General features: G+C 62.3%; 15 protein-coding genes. 5 read left to right on the top strand and 10 right to left on the bottom strand.

Annotated features, from left to right (window positions below; translation table 11 throughout):
- Positions 1-122 precede the first annotated feature (122 nt).
- Positions 123-752, top strand: coding sequence for a response regulator transcription factor (locus ABCR88_RS23580; RefSeq protein ID WP_232641658.1), 630 nt, complete (start codon positions 123-125; stop codon positions 750-752).
- A 131-nt stretch (positions 753-883) separates the two neighbouring features.
- On the opposite strand, the gene ABCR88_RS23585 is transcribed toward ABCR88_RS23580, so the two are convergent.
- The 3 genes from ABCR88_RS23585 to ABCR88_RS23595 all read right to left on the bottom strand — a co-directional run bounded on the left by ABCR88_RS23585 (position 884) and on the right by ABCR88_RS23595 (position 3449).
- Entirely contained in the window at positions 884-1204 is a 321-nt protein-coding gene (locus ABCR88_RS23585) for a hypothetical protein (protein WP_011062555.1), read from the bottom strand.
- A 285-nt stretch (positions 1205-1489) separates the two neighbouring features.
- Positions 1490-1924, bottom strand: a complete 435-nt coding sequence (locus ABCR88_RS23590; RefSeq protein WP_053153111.1) for a DoxX family protein — start codon at positions 1922-1924, stop codon at positions 1490-1492.
- A gap of 103 nt (positions 1925-2027) precedes the next feature.
- Positions 2028-3449, bottom strand: a complete 1422-nt coding sequence (locus ABCR88_RS23595) for a transglycosylase SLT domain-containing protein (RefSeq protein ID WP_350403619.1) — start codon at positions 3447-3449, stop codon at positions 2028-2030.
- 235 nt (positions 3450-3684) lie between these two features.
- Between ABCR88_RS23595 and ABCR88_RS23600 the strand changes: the two genes are divergently transcribed.
- The 3 genes from ABCR88_RS23600 (at position 3685) to ABCR88_RS23610 (ending at position 6540) form a co-directional block, all read left to right on the top strand.
- Positions 3685-4491: a TatD family hydrolase gene (locus ABCR88_RS23600; RefSeq protein ID WP_350023072.1), complete on the top strand. Its 807-nt coding sequence runs from the start codon at positions 3685-3687 to the stop codon at positions 4489-4491.
- An 85-nt stretch (positions 4492-4576) separates the two neighbouring features.
- The gene (locus ABCR88_RS23605) at positions 4577-6058 is read left to right on the top strand and encodes a methyl-accepting chemotaxis protein (protein ID WP_232641660.1); all 1482 of its coding nucleotides are present in this window, start codon (positions 4577-4579) and stop codon (positions 6056-6058) included.
- Positions 6059-6177: 119 nt separating this feature from the next.
- Positions 6178-6540: a terminase gene (locus ABCR88_RS23610; RefSeq protein ID WP_350023073.1), complete on the top strand. Its 363-nt coding sequence runs from the start codon at positions 6178-6180 to the stop codon at positions 6538-6540.
- A 4-nt stretch (positions 6541-6544) separates the two neighbouring features.
- Here ABCR88_RS23610 and ABCR88_RS23615 read toward each other — a convergent pair whose 3' ends face one another.
- From ABCR88_RS23615 to ABCR88_RS23625, 3 genes are all read right to left on the bottom strand, one after another.
- Complete coding sequence (locus tag ABCR88_RS23615) at positions 6545-7342, bottom strand: thioesterase family protein (RefSeq protein ID WP_011062561.1); 798 nt, start codon at positions 7340-7342, stop codon at positions 6545-6547.
- A gap of 109 nt (positions 7343-7451) precedes the next feature.
- Positions 7452-8219 (bottom strand): CHAD domain-containing protein, encoded by a 768-nt coding sequence (locus ABCR88_RS23620; RefSeq protein WP_350023074.1) that lies wholly within the window; start codon positions 8217-8219, stop codon positions 7452-7454.
- A gap of 143 nt (positions 8220-8362) precedes the next feature.
- Positions 8363-8641, bottom strand: a complete 279-nt coding sequence (locus tag ABCR88_RS23625; protein ID WP_011062563.1) for a hypothetical protein — start codon at positions 8639-8641, stop codon at positions 8363-8365.
- A gap of 219 nt (positions 8642-8860) precedes the next feature.
- On the opposite strand from ABCR88_RS23625, the gene ABCR88_RS23630 reads away from it, so the two are divergent.
- On the top strand, positions 8861-9895 hold the full coding sequence (locus ABCR88_RS23630) for a patatin-like phospholipase family protein (protein ID WP_011062564.1): 1035 nt from the start codon (positions 8861-8863) through the stop codon (positions 9893-9895).
- 15 nt (positions 9896-9910) lie between these two features.
- Here the strand turns inward: ABCR88_RS23630 and ABCR88_RS23635 are convergent, their stop codons facing one another.
- The 4 genes from ABCR88_RS23635 to kdpB form a co-directional block, all read right to left on the bottom strand.
- On the bottom strand, positions 9911-10606 hold the full coding sequence (locus ABCR88_RS23635; RefSeq protein ID WP_011062565.1) for a response regulator: 696 nt from the start codon (positions 10604-10606) through the stop codon (positions 9911-9913).
- Positions 10607-10707: 101 nt separating this feature from the next.
- On the bottom strand, positions 10708-13359 hold the full coding sequence (locus ABCR88_RS23640; protein WP_325985094.1) for a sensor histidine kinase KdpD: 2652 nt from the start codon (positions 13357-13359) through the stop codon (positions 10708-10710).
- A gap of 123 nt (positions 13360-13482) precedes the next feature.
- A complete protein-coding gene (gene kdpC / locus ABCR88_RS23645) occupies positions 13483-14028 on the bottom strand; it encodes a potassium-transporting ATPase subunit KdpC (RefSeq protein ID WP_041119409.1) in 546 nt (181 codons plus the stop codon).
- A gap of 36 nt (positions 14029-14064) precedes the next feature.
- A complete protein-coding gene (kdpB, locus tag ABCR88_RS23650; RefSeq protein WP_011062568.1) occupies positions 14065-16149 on the bottom strand; it encodes a potassium-transporting ATPase subunit KdpB in 2085 nt (694 codons plus the stop codon).
- Between the last annotated feature and the right edge of the window lies 1 nt (position 16150).

A 16150-nucleotide genomic window follows, 5' to 3' on the forward strand; every position in this document is an offset into this window, starting at 1 on the left:
ACGGCCCAGGGCATAGGTTCGACAAGAGCGTCGGCAATCGGCACGCCACACTGCTTGATACCCATTCCCCACAGAGCTAGCCAATAACTACCAAAACCTCAAAAACAAAGGGAAAGTACCACATGGGCAACATCATTATCGTCGATGACCATCCACTGATCAGACTGGCCATCAGGTCGGTACTGGATCCTCATCATCACAATATCGTCGCCGAAGCCGACAACGGTGCCGATGCCGTGCAACTGGTGCGCAAGCACCTGCCGGACCTGCTGATCCTCGACCTGGGCATCCCCAACCTGGATGGTTTCTCGGTCATCGCGCACATCAAGTCCGCCGGGCTGCACGTCAAGACCCTGGTACTGACCTCAAGTGATTCGAAAAACTTCGCCCTGCGCTGCCTGCAAGCCGGAGCCGCAGGCTTTCTGTGCAAGACCGAGAACCTTCACGAATTGGCCAATGCGGTAAAGGCCATCCTTTCCGGGTACAGCTACTTTCCGGAAGACACCATTAATATCCTGCAGCAGAACACCAACGCCGCCAACCAGGAGAATGTGTTGATTTCCCGCCTGACCGACCGCGAAATAACAGTGCTGAAACTGCTGGCTACCGGTCTGAACAACCAGCAGATTGCCGATGCGTTGTTGATCAGTCACAAGACCGTCAGCACCTACAAAGTGCGGTTACTCAAGCGTTTCAATGTTTCCAACCTGGTGGCCTTGGCCGAATTGGCCAAACGCAATGCCGTTGTTTGATCATCAAGCCATTAATCGCCACCAAATGACGGACAACCGCCACGACTGAAGACGTTCCAGTCGGTGTCTGTTCAATGGAATTCCGATCTATACAAAGCGCAGTTCAGCAGCCGTGATGCACTACCGGCGGGTCAACTGCTGAACTGGCGGCGGATGATCAACCCCTGGCGAGCGACGCGGGTCAGTTGCTTGATGACTTCAGCAGCATCCGCAGCACTGGGTGCCGGAATGACCGCCAGATCGAAGCTGTCACTGGCAAAGCGTGCCAGGGACTCCCCTTCTTCGACAAATTGAATCAGAAACGCCGCTGGGCCCGGGGAACGTCGTGGCCAACCGTCGAGATAACGCAATAGTGTGGGCTGGTGCTTGCCACCCAGGAGGATTTTCGGATTGCGCTGGGAAAGACTCGCCGTGATCGGCGCAAGACGTACAAGGGGGCGTGGTGCATTCATCGTATTGTGTCTCTGCCTCAGATTTCTGCCGGGCAGGTGAGAGGCAACACCGAACCAGCGCTTTAGCGGTATTTCGAAGCCTGACTATAGCTTCTATCAGTGATCTTTCGACTCACCTGGCGCCCCGCAAGTAGCTGTTTAAATCGGCGCGTGAGCAGCATCCTAGAGAAGCCGGCAGGTCAGTGTCAAGATTTGTCAGCAACGAAAAAGGCCTGCATTCGCAGGCCTGGGATAACTTCGCCGACGGCTGATCCAGAGCCTCTGGAACACCGCCCGCGCATCGACTTACTTGGCGATTACCGCATCCAGAGACAGCTTGCCGGCCCCCTCAATCAGAACCGCGACAGTGCCGCCAAGCAGGGCCAGAGCGAACTCATAACCGTTGTTGGCCATGAACAGGCCATGGCTGATATGCACCGAGAAAATCGCCACCAGCAAGGTAAACGACAGGCCCAATGCAGCGGGACGCGCCAGCAGGCCAATGATCAATGCCAGCCCGGCAAAGAACTCGGTGCCCCCCGATAACAACGCCATCAAATAGCCGGGAGCCAGACCGATACTCTCCATCCACTGCGCCGTTCCCGCCAGACCGCCACCACCAAACCAGCCAAAGAGTTTCTGCGAGCCGTGAGCCACGAAGATGATGCCGACGAAAATCCGCAGTACGGTCAAGCCGTAGCCCGCGCGAGTGCCCAGTAGCTTGTTGGTCAGTGTGCTCATGCTGTGTAGTCCTGTGTGAAGGTAGGAAAGTTGGTCGCCATACTAATCAGTTTTAATCGTGTTAAAAGCGGAAATTACCCAAGCTAATAATCGATTTTTTAGATTATTTACGTGACGCAACTTTTCGCTCCAGAGGCTCCAGGGAGTCTCGTTCACGATCAAAGGCCAGATAGTATTTATTGACGCTATTAACATAGCTGACGGCCCCCATGCCCACTTGCTCCATGGCGATGCGCTCCACCTGGAAGAACCACTGGTTGGGGTTGAGCCCCCGCCGCCGGGCTTCACTGCGCATACCCTGCACCCGCTCCGGCCCCATGTTGTAGGCCGCCAGCACAAATGCCATGCGCTCGCGCTCATTGAGTTTGGGGCTGGCAAAAAATTTACGGCGAATCATCGCCAGGTACTTGGCCCCTGCCTGCACATTGCTATCTACGGACTGAATATTGTTGACCCCGACCCGCTGCGCTGCCGAAGGCGTGATCTGCATCAGCCCGGTAGGGCCGCTGCCGCTTCTGGAAGGGGGTTGCAACGCTGACTCCTTGAACGCCAGCGCCGCCAGGTTCAGCCAGTCCATGCCCTGCTCGCCGGCATGCTTCTGCAAAACCGGACGCAGTTTTTCCAGACGCTGACGGTCGGCCCGGGCCAGGGGATAGTGCACCTGATACTGGCGTCGGTAGATACGCAGGAACGCCACATCCTGATCCGCCGGCGCCTTATAGGTCTTGAGGAAGCGGTCGATACTCGCCCGCAGCATCGACGCATCGCGCCGGACAAACCAGTGTTCTTCACCCGGCTCACTGATCTTCAAATGCCTGTCCAAACGCAATTTGGGCAGGATCTTGCTCCAGCGTTCGGCAATCGGCTGCTCGACAACCGTCAGGTGGAAAATGCCGCCCTGGACCATTTCCAGCACATCCTCCACCGCCAGGCTGGGATCGACCCACTCCACCTTGATCGGCGCCAGCTTGTGCAGCGCCAGCTTCTGATTGATCTGGCTGACCGCGTCCCCCGCCGCACTACCGGTAGTCAGGGTCAGGGTCTTGCCGGACAGCTGTTCGATCCGTGTATAACGGCGCTCACCCTTGATCCCGACCAGCAGCAGGGGAACATTACTGACGATCGGGTCGCTGGAGCTGACCGCATTTGCGGGCTGGGCTTCCAGCAGCTCACCAGGCGCCACCAGGTCGCCCTCGCCCCGCTGCAATGCACCCAGCAATTGATCCTTGGCTTTGGGAATGATCTTCAGGCTGATTTCCTGGCCGTCGCGAGCATGGCCATTGAGGTACTGCTCGAACGAGCGCAGGCGGTGGTACTCGACACCTATGGCCTGGCCCTGGACTTCTCCGGAGCTATTGCGGCTCTGATTGACCAGCACCCGGAGTACCCGGCTGCTGCGGATTTCCGCCAGGTCGCGCACTTTTCCCGTGGCGTGTGCTTCCAATGGCCCGGGCAAGCGCGCCAGCGCCGGCAAGGGCAGCAGCAATGACAGGCACAGCGCGAGCAATATCGAGGATCGGGTCATCCGTTCTCCGCAAAGAATACTGTTCAACCCTTCGTCGTTTTTTGAAGAATTGATTGCCAGAAACAGAGCGCCTTGAGCGCTGGCAAGCTGCGAAAGACCCGTGCAATGGCGCTGAAGAACGTGGCCGTTGCTCTGGTCCGGCAGCAAAAGACAGCTATAACTCGTTGTAGTTCTTGGTTTTTCTTATAAATCTACAGCTCTGATATGCTTTCCGGCCGCAGGCGGAGATAGCACCATGCAACTCATCGATATCGGCGTCAACCTGACCAATCCCAGTTTTGCCGAAAAACACCAAGCCGTTCTCAATCGTGCTTATGAGGCTGGGGTGTGCCAGTTGGTCCTCACCGGAACCAGCGTCGAAGGCAGTGAACAGGCCCTGGAGTTGTGCCAGAAACTGGACGCCGACGGGCAGAGACTGTTTGCCACCGCCGGGCTGCATCCCCACAGCGCCAGCGACTGGAGTGCAGACAGCCCGCGACGCTTGCGCGCTCTGCTTGGAGAGCCACGGGTACGCGCGGTGGGCGAATGCGGCCTGGATTTCAACCGGGACTTCTCTCCCCGCCCGCAACAGGAAAAAGTCCTGGAAGAACACCTGGCCCTGGCTGTCGAGTTGCAGTTGCCAGTGTTTCTCCACGAACGTGACGCCAACCTGCGCTTGCTGGACATCCTACGGGATTTCCGTGATCGCTTGCCGGCTGCTGTAGTCCACTGCTTTACCGGTGAACAAAAGGCCCTGTTCAGCTACCTGGACCTGGACCTGCACATCGGCATCACAGGCTGGATCTGCGACGAACGCCGCGGCACCCACCTGCACCCGCTGGTACGCGACATCCCCCGCGGGCGCCTGATGCTGGAAAGCGATGCCCCCTACCTGCTACCCCGCAACTTGCGGCCAAAGCCGAAAAATGGTCGTAACGAACCAGCCTATCTGACCGAGGTTTTACGAGAAGTTGCGTTGCACCGCGGTGAAACCCTGGAAGACCTTGCAAGCCACAGTACCGCCTGCTCTCGGGCGTTTTTTCGCTTGCCAGAGATTGCTTGACCCACATCAAGATTTTTCCGAGATCATGGCGGCACAATAATGGCACCTTGCCAATACTGTTTCGCTCAATCAGAGAAGACCTTCCATGGGTGCCTGGCTTAGCAATATCTCGCTGAAGTACAAATTCTGGGCGGTCAATGCAGTCGCCTTCGTCACCACCTTGTTATTGGTGCTGTACGCCGTGCAACTGGAGCAACAGGCTCGCAGCCAGACAGCCCAGGCTGCCGCCCAGGCCGAGGCGAAGCTGCTCGGCGCCTGGCCCGAAGGACAGGCGCTGCCCAGCGCCGAACACCTGCTGTATTTCTCCCGGGGACAGACACCCAGCCTCAACGAGCAGACTCTCAGCGAACTCAACGGCGCCAACGGCTGGGTCGAGCTCAACCCGATGCCGCTGTTCGGTGAAAACCCGCTACTGGGCGCTGACGTGATCCAGCGCGCCGACGGCCAGCAGGTCGCCGTACTGGCCTACGCCCCGAGCCTGGTCCAGGTTTTCAGCGATCGTTTCACCAATTACGCCGTCGCAGTGTTCATCCTGATGTTCGCCATGCTCTGCGCCTCGCAGTTGCTGATCCGTTTTCTCCTCAGCCAACTCAACACCCTCAAGGACGTCATGCTGCACGTGGAGAAGACCGGCGACCTGTCTGCTCGCGTGCCGCTGTCCTGCAAGGATGAGGTGGGTCAGATGGCCAGTGCCTTCAATGCCATGCAGGCCGGATACCAGCGGGTAGTCAATACCGTGGCCAATACCGCCCGGCAGCTGGACCAGGGCGCCGCACGCCTGGCCTCGAGCATGAACGATGTACGCCACGGCATGCTCGGCCAGCAGAGCGAAACCGATCAGGCCGCCACGGCCATCAACGAGATGTCCGCCACCGTCTATCACATCGCCCAGCATGCCGGTGCCACCCGGGACCTGTCGCAGACCGCCGACACCCTGGCCGGTACCGGCCATGAAGTGGTGGGCCGGGTGCAGAAATCCATCGCCGGGCTTTCCAATGGCGTGCAGCAGACCGCCGAGATGATTCAGAAGCTCGCCGAGGACAGCCAGAAGATCAATGGCGTGGTCAACGTTATCCACAGCATCGCCGAGCAGACCAACCTGCTGGCACTCAATGCCGCCATCGAAGCCGCTCGAGCAGGGGAAATGGGCCGCGGTTTTGCCGTGGTAGCAGATGAAGTGCGCAACCTGGCCAAACGTGTGCAGACCTCCACCGACGAGATCACCAGCATGGTCTCGGCCCTGCAGGCCGGCACCCGGGATGCTGTGGATTTCATGCAGGAAAGCTCGTTCAAGGCCGATGACTGCGTGCAACAGGCCCAGGAAGCCGGCGCGGCACTGGCGGAAATCACCGGTGCCGTAGCCCAGATGCGCGAAAGCAACACGCAGATCGCTGTCGCAGCGGAACAGCAGAGCCAGGTAGCGGAAGAAATGAACCGGGCGGTGGTGAGCATTCGCGATGTCACCGAGAACACCGTGCAACAGACTGTTGCCTCGGCCACCACCAGCAGTGAACTGGCGACCCTGGCCGGTGAGTTGAGCAAAGCCATAGGCCAGCTGAAACTCTGATCCGAGTGCCTCTACCCCCCTCTACTGGCTATCGGACCGATAGCCAGCCTTGATTCGCCGCCATCCCAACTGGCCCCTATTCTTGGTTCATGAGTCTTCAAGAACTAAGGATGATCATCATGGGCAAACGTCACCCAAACCTTCCCGCCTGGCAATGGCGCGTCTACCCGCAGAATCACCAGCACCCTGCCAATCTGGTATTGCACCTGATTGCCGTACCGCTGTTCATCATCGGTTTTCTGCTGATTGTTTCAGGCGTGTTTTCCTTGAGCTTCCTGAGCCTGGCCATCGGTGTGGTCGGCATCCTCGCAGCCCTGGGCCTGCAGCGCCACGGACACAGCCTGGAGGCCCAGGCCACCGAGCCCTTCAGTGATCGCAGGGATGCCGTGCAACGGCTGCTGGTGGAACAGTTCGTGACCTTTCCGCGCTTTGTCCTGAGCGGTGCCTGGTGGCGTGCCTGGTTGCAGCGCCACCGGCACTGATGGCTCAGGCGAAGATGGTCACCGTCTGGCGGCTCAGGGCAATCAACTGGCCCTCAGCATTCCACAAGGCCGCTGCCGCATGCCCGTAGCCGTCACGCGCGTGTTCGATTTCCACCCGGTACTTGCACCAGTCCAGAGTGCTCAGTTCCAGCAACGGCTGGACGAACTCGATGGTCCAGGTCAGGGTGCTACCCGCAGCGGGCTTGGTCAGGTGCGGCAACAGCGCCGGCGGCCAGGCATCCACCAGCGCCAGGATATGCGCCTCGGTGACCGGCTCTTCCTTCACATCCCCACGCAAACGCACCCAACCGCCCATATCGCGGGAGCGATTGCCGGTGAATGGCAGGCCACCGATGCTCCAGCGCATTGCCAGATGACGCATGAACTCCGGCGTCACGCCCTGGATATAAGGCAGCTCCTGGCAGTCATCCCAGTGTTTCATTTCGGGCGCTGGTTCGGCGGCCACACTGACGGACGATTCACGGGAAGCGCCAAAACTGCCCTGCACCAGAGTCACCACCTGACCCTCCTGCATGACCCGCCCCAGTACCTGGCTGACGGCCTTGCCTTCGCGAAGCACATCCACCTCGAAACTGACCGGCACATCTGGCGCCACCGGGCCGACAAAGGTGACCGCCAGCGACCGCACGGGGCGGTCCGCCGCAACCTTGGCCCGCATCGCTTCATACTGCAGAGCAACCACCAGGCCACCGAAACTGGCGCGCCCCTGGGCCCATTCCGCCGGAATGGTCAGCGCCTGGGGCTGGCCGCGAACGGCTTCGAGCAAATCGTAGAAACGCATGAAAACCTCGGGGGACAAAAAATAGACTGAGGGATCTTAACCAGCGTCGCAGAGCCACACAGCCATTATTCCGGCCAAAGCAGCGGACAGATAAGCCGCCCTTTGGCCTTCACCGCTTGAAGCAATCGCGATGCAGTTGCTCCAGCACCTGATCGGAGCGGGCCTCGGCCTTGAGCATGGTTCTGCGCCAGACCGCCACACAGGGCAGTAAATCCAGTTGCTGTTCGGCCTGGGCCAGCCATTGCCAGCAATCATGCCAATCGCCCAGGGCGCTCTGAGCCGCCTTGAGGCGCTTCATCGCCTGGGAGGGCAAGCGATCCAACTCGGAATAGGCATCGGCGGCGTAACGCACCCGCTTGATCAGCAGACGCAGGCGATGACGGTCGTGGGCAGGGTCCAGCAGCGCCTGGCCCAAGGCTTTCCACTGTTTGGCCAGACGTTTTTCGATACTGCCGCGCAGGCCCCGCAGCAAACCTTGGCGCTCAGAGGCCCGCAGGAACCTGGGGAAAGCATCCAGCACCAGAAACAACTGCGCCAATTCCGCCCCCGCGGCCACTGCCGAGTACTCATGCAACAGCTGTGAGGTACGACGGTTGGCAGCAGCATGCTGGCCATGCTGATGCAGATAGGCCGCCAATACTTCACGATCACGAATCGGCGTGGTCACCCGCCCCACTTCGCTGGCAGCGGCTTCCAGTTGCTCCACTCCGGGCAGGCCACGCAACGGCCGCAACAGGCTGCGCAAGCGTCGCACGCTGATGCGCAGATCATGCAAGGCCTCGGCATCCGTGGCGGCCGACAAGCGGGCCTGACAAGCCAGCAAACTCACTTCCAGGCCCAGAACCTGAGCCACCAAACGATCAACCAAGGCAGACATCAAGGCTTCCCCAACACGAGTCAAAAGCCTGACTTCGGCTTATCCAGTTCCAAGAATGGCACCGCGAACCGGCGACAGGCATTGCGCCAGATCATTCAGGTTCGCGGTGATGATTGTCGGACCAGCTTAGCGGCTGTCGCGACTCAGCGCCCGGCCCGGGATTCACGAATGTAGAAACGCGCCTTCTCGGCCTTGTTGGTGCAGCCTTCGAAGGCTTCGAACTGCTGCTGGGTCTTGGCGCCGGTCAGCAGCGACAACGCCTTGGAGTAGCTCACGGTGCCAGCGAAACCTTCGGCCTTGGCCAGGTCCAGCTCGTGCCAGGCAGCGTCCAGCTGCGTGCCGCAACTGTCACGGTAGGCAGTCTTGCCTGCACAACCGGTCAATACCAACGCAATCAGGGGCAGGCAGATCCAGGCTTTCATCGATGACACCTCAAGATAGGGAAAACAGTCGTACAGGTTAAGACGATGGCCGCAGGAAAAAGTGCCAGTCCCACCCCTTGGAAAATATAGCTGCAGGAGCATAGCCTCGCGGCCCCGACGGCCCTAGAAAAAAACTCACAGGCCCCGCAGCGCATCAGCAATTGAACCACGAGGCGCTATGGGTGCATTGTTGCAGCCTGTTTGTCGAAGGGACGAATCATGAGCAAACGTGTCGCATTGGTCCTTGGGTCGGGGGGCGCTCGCGGTTACGCCCATATCGGCGTCATCGAGGAAATCGAAAAACGCGGTTATGACATCGCCTGCATTGCCGGCTGCTCGATGGGCGCGGTGGTCGGCGGCATCTACGCCGCAGGTAAGCTCGCCGAGTACCGGGAATGGATCGAAAGCCTGGACTACCTCGACGTGCTGCGCCTGGTGGACGTGAGCTTTCGGCTGGGGGCGATTCGCGGCGAGAAAGTCTTCGGCCAGATCCGCAAGATCGTCGGCGAAGTGAACATCGAAGACCTGCGCATCCCCTATACCGCCGTCGCCACCGACCTGACCAACCAGCAGGAAATCTGGTTCCAGGAAGGCTGCCTACATCAGGCCATGCGTGCTTCCGCCGCGATCCCCAGCCTGTTCACCCCGGTCATGCAGGGCAACCGCATGCTGGTGGACGGCGGCCTGCTCAACCCGCTGCCCATCGTTCCGGTGGTTTCCAGCCACTGCGACCTGATCATTGCGGTGAACCTCAACTCCACCAACCAGCGCCACTACCAGTTACCGGTAATCCAGCGCCCACCCGCGTTCAAGAGCCGCTTTGACAGCCTGATCAACTCCCTGGGCTCACACCTGCCGTTTCGCCGCAAGCAGGCCGAACAACTGCTACTGCTCGAGCAGGAAGCCTTCAAGAGCGAAGCCGCGGAGATCAATCCATGGGTCGAGGGCGCCGAGCCTGAAGCCCAGCAACCGGCCGCCGCGCCGCAAACCGACGGCGCGCCGAAATCCGCCAGCGGCTCCTTCATCATCGACAACGTCGGCCCGGCGTCATTGCTGGACCTGGTCAACCAGAGCTTCGAGGTCATGCAGACCTCCCTGGCGCAGTACAAGATCGCCGGTTACCCGCCGGATATCCTCATCAACGTGCCCAAGCGCGTCTGCCGCTTCTTCGAGTTCTACAAGGCGCCGGAGCTGATCGCCCTGGGCCGTGAGATTGCCAGCGATACCCTGGACCGCTACGAGCAGGACCAGTAGCGAAAGGCCGCAAACTCAGGAATCGGCGCCCAGCAGGCGGTAGCCGACCCCCGCCTCGGTGACGATGAAGCGTGGCCGGGTCGGATCGTCCGCCAGCTTCTGGCGCAAGTGCCCGACCACGATCCGCAGGTAATGACTGTCCTCGGTGTGGGTCGGGCCCCAGATGTCCTTGAGCAGTTGCTGCTGGGTAATCACCCGCCCCGGGTGCCGCGCCAGCTGGGCCAGCACCGCATATTCCTTGCGGGTCAGGGCCACTTCGACACCGTCCAGCAGCACCCGCCGATAAGCCAGGTCGACCGTCAGCGGCCCCACTTGCAACGCCGCCTCCTGCACTTCCCCGCTCGGCGCCTGGCGCAACAGGGCGCGAATCCGCGCCAGGAACTCCTGGATACCGAAAGGCTTGGTCACATAGTCGTTGGCACCACCATCCAACGCCTCGACCTTCTGCAACTCGCTGGCACGCACCGAAAGCACCAGCACCGGCACCGCCGACCACTCGCGAAACTCGCGCAGCACCTGCTGCCCATCCATGTCCGGCAGCCCCAAATCAAGTACCAGCAGGTCCGGCTTGTTCAAGGCGGCCTGGGCCAGGCCTTCGGTGCCGGTCCCGGCTTCAATCACTTTGTATCCCTGGGACGCCAGGCTGATGCGCAGGAACTTGCGAATCTGCGGCTCGTCGTCGATGACCAGGATGGTCGCGGTCTGGCTCATGGTTTCAATTCAAGACAAATTAAGAGGCAAAAGCGTAGCGCAAGGCATGCCGCATCCGTGTGGCGCTGACGCGGCAAGGCCGCAGCGCGTTCTACAGGTATTCACAGGTCCGACTCAAGCTCTGGCTGGGTCTGCAACGGCAGGTGCAAGGTGATGCATGTCCCCTTGCCGCCAATGCCCTCGGCGACACTGATATGCCCACCATGGGCGCCGACCATGCCCTGGCAGATCGCCAGGCCCAGGCCAGTGCCTTGCCCGCCGCGGTCGCCACGGGCAGCGGTGTAGAACATGTCGAAGATCTTTGCCCGCTCATCCTCGGGAATCCCCGGGCCCTCATCACTGACGGAGAAGCTCAATTCCTGCTCACTGGCACTGACTTTCAACTGCAGATGGCCTTGGGATGGAGAGAAGCGAGCAGCATTCTCCAGCACATTGACCAGCGCCTGCTCGATCAGCGCCGCATGGACGTAAAGCAAGGGCAAGTCCGCTGGCAGTTCGGTGGCCACCTGCAACGGCGCCAGCACCGCCCGCAGGCGGTTCAGGGCACTGCCGACGATATCCCCCGGCGCGACCCAGTCCCGGGCCAGCTTCAGGGCCCCATGGCCGAGCCGGGTCATGTCCAGCAGGTTCTGTATATAGCGGTCCAGGCGCTCGGCCTCATCCCGCGTGCCCTCCAGCAGCTCTCGCCGATCTTCCAGGGGGATCGCTTCCCCCAGGGCCAGCAGGCTGTCGATACTGCCGCGCATTGAGGTCAGCGGTGTGCGCAGGTCATGGGATACCGAAGCCAGCAAGGCGCTGCGCAACTGTTCGGTCTCCCCGTGCAGCCTCGCCGCTTCCAGGTCCTCGGCCAGCCGCGCCCGTGCCAGGGCCTGGGCCAGTGGCTGGCTGAGCGCAGTGAGCAGGCGTCGGCGCTGGCCGCTGAACTCCTCGCCCTCACGGGGGCAGACACCGAGCAATCCCAGGGGCCCGTCATCCACCGACAGCGGCCACCACCACCATCGACCAAAGGGCAAGGTCCCGGTGCCCAGCCCCGCCGGCTGGTCATGCTGCCAGGCCCAGTCGGCCGCCGCGCGCTCGGCCTCGGAGAACTGCGGCGAACCACCGGTCTCGACTTTCCATCCACCCTGTCCGTCGCGGTTGATCAGGCAGACACGCAACTCGTCGCGACCATTCAAATGCTGGGCCGCGGCGCTGATCACCGCTTGCCGGTCAGTGGCGGCAGTCAACTTGCGCGACAGGTCCAGAAGCTCGCCGGTTTCCTCCTGGGTATCGCGCAAGGCCTGTAACTGCCGGCGCTGGCGGGCCGCCAGATTGCCGGTCAGCGCGGCCATGAGCAGGAAGAACAGCAGGGTCAGTACATCTTCTTCCCGCTGGATGGCCAGGGAGAAGTTCGGCGGAATGAACAGGAAGTCATAACTGAGAAAGGACAGCGCCGCGCAAGCCAGCGCCGGCCCCAGACTGCTGCGCACCGCCACCAGCAGCACGGCGGCGAGGAACACCAGGGAGATGTTCGGCAACGGCAGGACACTGGCCACCCCCCAGGCCAGGGCGCTGGCCAGGAGGGTGGCCAGGACTGCCAGGACGTAGTCGAACCAGATCAGCGAATGCTTGACCCGCAGGCCCGGCTGATGGGGCTGGGGCTCACTGTCCAGGACATTGATCTCCAGGCCATCGGCATTGCGCAGCAAGCGCGCCGCCAAGCCGCCACCAAACCAGCGCCGGCGCCAGCGGCGCCTGGACTGCCCCACCAGCAGCAGGCTGGCGCGACGCTCCGCGGCGTGCTGGATCAGGGTCTTGGCCACCTCGCCGGCGCGCAACAAGACCACTTCCCCGCCCAGGCGCTCGGCCAGTTGTTGAGCGGCCTGCAAGCGCAAGCGTGCCTGCTCGTCGCGCAACCGGCCGTTATCCACATGCACCAGGCTCCAGGGCAGGTGGCGACGCTGAGCCACACGGCTGGCGTGACGTACCAGCCGCTCGGCCTGGGCATCGCCGTCGATACCCACCAGCAACCGCCCGCGCACCGCTGGTGCCGCCTGCCCCAACTGGCGATAGCCCTGGGCCAGGTCGTTGTCCACCTGGGCGGCGGCGGTCTGCATTGCCAGTTCGCGCAGGGCGGTGAGGTTGGTCTGGGTGAAAAATGCATCGATGGCCGCCCGCGCCTGCTCCGGCACGTAGACCTTGCCGTCCCGCAGACGCTCCAGCAGCTCTCGGGGCGGCAAGTCCACCAGCAGCAACTCATAGGCCTCTTGCAGCACCCAGTCAGGCAGGGTTTCGCGGACCTGGACCCCGGTAATGCCGCGCACCTGGTCATTGAGGCTTTCCAGGTGCTGGACATTGACCGTGGTGAAGACGTCGATCCCGGCCGCCAGCAACTCCTGAATGTCCTGCCAGCGCTTGGCGTGCCGGCTGCCCGGGGCATTGCTGTGGGCCAGTTCGTCCACCAGTACCAGCTTGGGCTTGGCCTTGAGCAGGCCGTCGAGGTCCATTTCCTCCAGCAATACGCCACGATATTCCGAACGCACCAAGGGCTGCTGGGGCAGCCCGCTCAACAAGGCTTCGGTCTCGGCGCGGCCGTGGGTCTCCACCACCCCGGCAAGCACCTTGACCCCTTGGCGCAGTTGGCTATGGGCCGCCTGGAGCATGGCGTAGGTCTTGCCAACCCCGGGGGCGGCGCCCAGGAACACCTTGAGCCGGCCGCGGCCGTCCCGTGGCAGCTCGGCTAGCAGCGCATCGGCGCGACCGGAATCACTCATGGGTTATCTCTCTGCGACAAGACATTCGGTTCAATCTGCGCTCACTTCAGTTGCGTTTGCCAGCGCTCCCTGGGGCTGGAAGCCCCCGCGGGGCATTTTGCAGCCTCGCAGGTTCGGCAGCGGCTACAGCTGTTCCAGGGCCAGGTTCAGGGCCAGTACATTGACCACCGGCGGCCCCACCAGCGGCTGCTCGATATGGGCGTCCACCAGGGCCTGCAACTTGGCTGGCGACAGGTTGCGCGCCGCCGCGACCCGCGCCAGTTGATAGTCAATTGCCTGCGGTGGCAAGTGTGGATCGAGGCCGCTGCCCGAAGTGGTCAGCAATGCCAGGGGCACCGGCCCCTGCCCCGGTACCAGGAGCTTGCCGGCATCCTCGATCACCCGCGTGGCCAGGGCCGGGTTGCTCGGCGCCAGGTTGCTGGCAGAGCTGGATACCGTGGCAAAGGCCCCCGCCGAAGGGCGCGGATGGAACCAGGCATCACCGACGAAATCCTGGGCGATCAGGGCCGAACCCCGCACCCTGCCGTCGGCATCGCGCACCAGGCTGCCATTGGCCTGTTCCGGGAAGGCCAACTGGGCCACGCCGGTCACCGCCAGGGGATAGGCCACACCGGTGATCAGGGTCATCAACACAATCAGGCTCAAGGCCGGACGCACTACGCTAGTCATCTCTCACTCCTCGATTCGTTCAGATCTGCAGGCCGGTTACACCAGGTGCAGCGCAGTCAACAGCATGTCGATCAGCTTAATCCCGACAAAGGGCACGACAATGCCACCCACGCCGTAGATCAACAGGTTGCGCCGCAGCAGGTGCGCGGCACTGGCCGCCTGTACCCGCACCCCACGCAGTGCCAGGGGGATCAGCACTACGATGATCAGGGCGTTGAACACGATGGCCGAAAGGATTGCGCTCTGCGGGCTGGCCAGCCCCATGATGTTGAGCACCCCCAACTGTGGATAAATCGCCGCGAACAGCGCCGGCAGGATGGCGAAGTACTTGGCCACGTCGTTGGCGATGGAGAAGGTGGTCAGGGCACCCCGGGTCACCAGAAGCTCCTTGCCGATCTGCACCACATCCAGCAGCTTGGTCGGGTCGCTGTCCAGGTCGACCATGTTGGCCGCCTCGCGCGCCGCCTGGGTGCCGTCGTTCATGGCCATGCCGACATCGGCCTGGGCCAACGCCGGTGCGTCATTGGCGCCGTCACCGCACATGGCCACCAGACGCCCGTCGTTTTGCTCGTGGCGAATGCGCGCCAGCTTCTTCTCCGGCGTGGCCTCGGCCAGCACATCGTCGACTCCGGCTTCGGCGGCAATGGCCGCGGCGGTCAGCGGGTTGTCGCCGGTCACCATCACGGTACGGATGCCCAGCTTGCGCAACTCGGCGAAACGCTCGCGAATGCCGGGCTTGACCACGTCCTTGAGGTGAATGGCGCCGAGCATCCGGCCCTCGGCACAGACCAGCAACGGAGTGCCGCCGCTCTGGGCGATCTTGTCGATCTCCCGGGACAGGGCCGGTGCCAGCTCGCTGCGTTTGAGGCCGACGAAACTCAACACCGAATCCACTGCCCCCTTGCGATAGACCCGGCCCTGGTAATCGACCCCGGACAGCCGGGTTTCAGCGCTGAAAGGCACTGCCGTCAGCAGATCGCTGCCCGGCTCGGGCTGTGGATAAAGCTCCCGCAGGTACTCAACGATGGACTTGCCTTCGGCGGTGTCGTCCGCCAGGGAGGCCATCAAAGCCGCTTCGGCCAGTACCTGGGCACTGACGCCCGGCGCCGGGTAGATGGCGCTGCAACGTCGGTTACCGAAAGTGATGGTGCCGGTCTTGTCCAGCAGCAACACGTGCACGTCACCCGCCGCCTCCACCGCGCGCCCGGACTTGGCGATCACGTTCAAGCGCACCAGGCGGTCCATCCCGGCGATCCCGATGGCCGAGAGCAGGCCGCCGATGGTGGTGGGGATCAGGGTCACCAGCAGCGCCACCAGGAACACCAGCGGCAGGCTGCCATTGGCAAAGTGGGCGAAGGGCTGCAGGGTCACCACCACCAGCAGGAAGATCAGGGTCAGGCCGATCAGCAGGATATCCAGGGCCACTTCGTTCGGTGTCTTCTGCCGCTTGGCGCCTTCCACCAGAGCGATCATGCGGTCCAGGGTCGACTCGCCGGGGTTGCTGGTAATGCGCACCAGCAGCCAGTCGGAGACCAGCCGGGTATTGCCGGTCACCGCCGAACGGTCACCGCCGGATTCCCGGATCACCGGAGCCGATTCACCAGTGATTGCCGCTTCGTTGACCGCGGCGATACCTTCGATCACCTCGCCATCGCCGGGAATCATTTCGCCGGCTTCGACCCGCACCACGTCGCCTTTGCGCAGATTGACCGCCGGCACCAACTGATAGCTGCCGTCGCCGGCCCGGCGGCGGGCGCTCAAGCCCTCGCTACCGGCCTTGAGGCTGTCGGCGCGAGCCTTGCCGCGGCCTTCCGCCAGGGCCTCGGCGAAGTTGGCAAAGAGCACGGTGAACCATAGCCAGAGAGCAATCTGTGCGGCGACGAAGGTCGGCACTGCGGTGTCCGGAATGAAACACAGCACGGTGGTCAGGATCGCTGTCAGTTCCACCACCAGCATCACTGGCGAGCGCTGCAACTGGCGCGGGTCAAGCTTGACGAAAGCCTGGATCAGCGCCGGGCGCCACAGGGCAGAGATTGCGGTACTCGCCACTTCGGCCTTGGCCGGCTGGCTCTTGGCGAGCGCATCGGCGGCTTTGTTCGAGGCAGGAACATGCATATTCATC

Source organism: Pseudomonas sp. W17, from assembly GCF_040268305.1.
Lineage (GTDB): Bacteria > Pseudomonadota > Gammaproteobacteria > Pseudomonadales > Pseudomonadaceae > Aquipseudomonas > Aquipseudomonas protegens.

What these genes read in the sequence shown, in the direction of transcription:
- ABCR88_RS23580 (WP_232641658.1), top strand. Translation starts at nt 123, where the DNA reads ATGGGCAACATCATTATCGTCGATGACCATCCACTGATCAGACTGGCC.
- ABCR88_RS23585 (WP_011062555.1), bottom strand. Translation starts at nt 1,204, where the DNA reads ATGAATGCACCACGCCCCCTTGTACGTCTTGCGCCGATCACGGCGAGT.
- ABCR88_RS23590 (WP_053153111.1), bottom strand. Translation starts at nt 1,924, where the DNA reads ATGAGCACACTGACCAACAAGCTACTGGGCACTCGCGCGGGCTACGGC.
- ABCR88_RS23595 (WP_350403619.1), bottom strand. Translation starts at nt 3,449, where the DNA reads ATGACCCGATCCTCGATATTGCTCGCGCTGTGCCTGTCATTGCTGCTG.
- ABCR88_RS23600 (WP_350023072.1), top strand. Translation starts at nt 3,685, where the DNA reads ATGCAACTCATCGATATCGGCGTCAACCTGACCAATCCCAGTTTTGCC.
- ABCR88_RS23605 (WP_232641660.1), top strand. Translation starts at nt 4,577, where the DNA reads ATGGGTGCCTGGCTTAGCAATATCTCGCTGAAGTACAAATTCTGGGCG.
- ABCR88_RS23610 (WP_350023073.1), top strand. Translation starts at nt 6,178, where the DNA reads ATGGGCAAACGTCACCCAAACCTTCCCGCCTGGCAATGGCGCGTCTAC.
- ABCR88_RS23615 (WP_011062561.1), bottom strand. Translation starts at nt 7,342, where the DNA reads ATGCGTTTCTACGATTTGCTCGAAGCCGTTCGCGGCCAGCCCCAGGCG.
- ABCR88_RS23620 (WP_350023074.1), bottom strand. Translation starts at nt 8,219, where the DNA reads ATGTCTGCCTTGGTTGATCGTTTGGTGGCTCAGGTTCTGGGCCTGGAA.
- ABCR88_RS23625 (WP_011062563.1), bottom strand. Translation starts at nt 8,641, where the DNA reads ATGAAAGCCTGGATCTGCCTGCCCCTGATTGCGTTGGTATTGACCGGT.
- ABCR88_RS23630 (WP_011062564.1), top strand. Translation starts at nt 8,861, where the DNA reads ATGAGCAAACGTGTCGCATTGGTCCTTGGGTCGGGGGGCGCTCGCGGT.
- ABCR88_RS23635 (WP_011062565.1), bottom strand. Translation starts at nt 10,606, where the DNA reads ATGAGCCAGACCGCGACCATCCTGGTCATCGACGACGAGCCGCAGATT.
- ABCR88_RS23640 (WP_325985094.1), bottom strand. Translation starts at nt 13,359, where the DNA reads ATGAGTGATTCCGGTCGCGCCGATGCGCTGCTAGCCGAGCTGCCACGG.
- kdpC (WP_041119409.1), bottom strand. Translation starts at nt 14,028, where the DNA reads ATGACTAGCGTAGTGCGTCCGGCCTTGAGCCTGATTGTGTTGATGACC.
- kdpB (WP_011062568.1), bottom strand. Translation starts at nt 16,149, where the DNA reads ATGAATATGCATGTTCCTGCCTCGAACAAAGCCGCCGATGCGCTCGCC.